Origin of the sequence: Aureivirga sp. CE67, from assembly GCF_015767245.1 — a bacterium.
Classification (GTDB): domain Bacteria; phylum Bacteroidota; class Bacteroidia; order Flavobacteriales; family Flavobacteriaceae; genus Aureivirga.
In genome coordinates this window covers 1-1,247 of sequence record NZ_JADOTV010000046.1, presented here as the reverse complement: position 1 = coordinate 1,247, position 1,247 = coordinate 1, and the positions used below count along the sequence as shown (strand labels likewise).

Here is a 1,247-nt window from a genome sequence, read left to right as displayed (position 1 = left end):
AGCTTGTGATGATGATTATGATGGTCATGCTTTCTTTGACTTAAACGAAGCAACAGAAATTTTTGATCCATTTGAAGAGTATACAATTACGTACCACATCACAGAGCAAAATGCACATTCAGGGCAACAAGAATTAGCAGATTCATACTATTCAGTAGCATCAACGATTTATGTTCGTGTAGAAAATGAAGATACAGGATGTTATATTGTTCGTCCATTAGAATTAGAATTATCAGAAAAACCAGAGATTGATTCAATCGAGGATTATGTTCTTTGTGAGGACGAGGATAACAACGGATTTGCAATTTTCTACTTAGATACTGTAAGAGATGGAATTTTAGCTTCACAGCCAGATTTAACAATCTCGATGTATTTATCAGAGGCAGATGCGGAAGCTATCAATAATCCAATTGATATGGATTCTCCATTCTTAAACACTGTTGCAGATCAACAAACGATTTGGGTACGAGTAGAGAATAGTGCAGGATGTTATATCATTGAGAGTTTCGAATTAATCATTGAAGATATTCCACATATCGGAAATGCTTCTATTCCTCATGAAGTTTGTGATGATGATTTTGATGGCTTTGCATCTTTTGATTTAACACAAAATGATACACATTATTTAGCAGGACAATTAGGAATGGTAGTAACATATCACACTTCTTTAGCCAATGCAGAAGGAGATATCACGGATATTCCAGACTTTACAAACTATGTGAATACCATTATCAATGCACAAGAATTATATGTTAGAGTAGAAAATCAAACAACAGGATGTTATGCGATTTCCACATTGACATTAATTGTGGAGCCACTACCAAAAGTAGATATGGAGCCAACAGCATTAGAAGTTTGTGATGATGATACAGATGGAACAGCGATTTTCGATATTACAGAAAAAGAAGCAGAGATTTTAAGTGGTCAAAACCCAGCAGGAATCAGCTTAGAATATTTCGAAGATGAAGCATTGACAACGCAAATTGCAACAGCAGATTTAACAGCTTATGTTTCGGATAGTAAAACGATTTATGTGAAAGCAACAAATGTTTACACAATCAATCCAGGAGAAACAGAAGGATGTTATGTAGTGATTCCATTAGAATTAATAGTGAATCCATTACCAGAGTTTTCAGATAATTTAATAGATGATACTTATTATTTCTGTGAAGATGATGGAGACGGACATATGGTTGTAGATGTGAATGATATGACGGATGCTTTATTAGTAGACGGATCGATTATGA

At 34.5% G+C, this 1,247-nt stretch carries 1 pseudogene; it reads left to right on the top strand.

The annotated features are described in order from the left end of the window. A pseudogene (locus tag I0K12_RS21915) lies at positions 1–1,247 on the top strand (hypothetical protein); the annotation flags it as partial.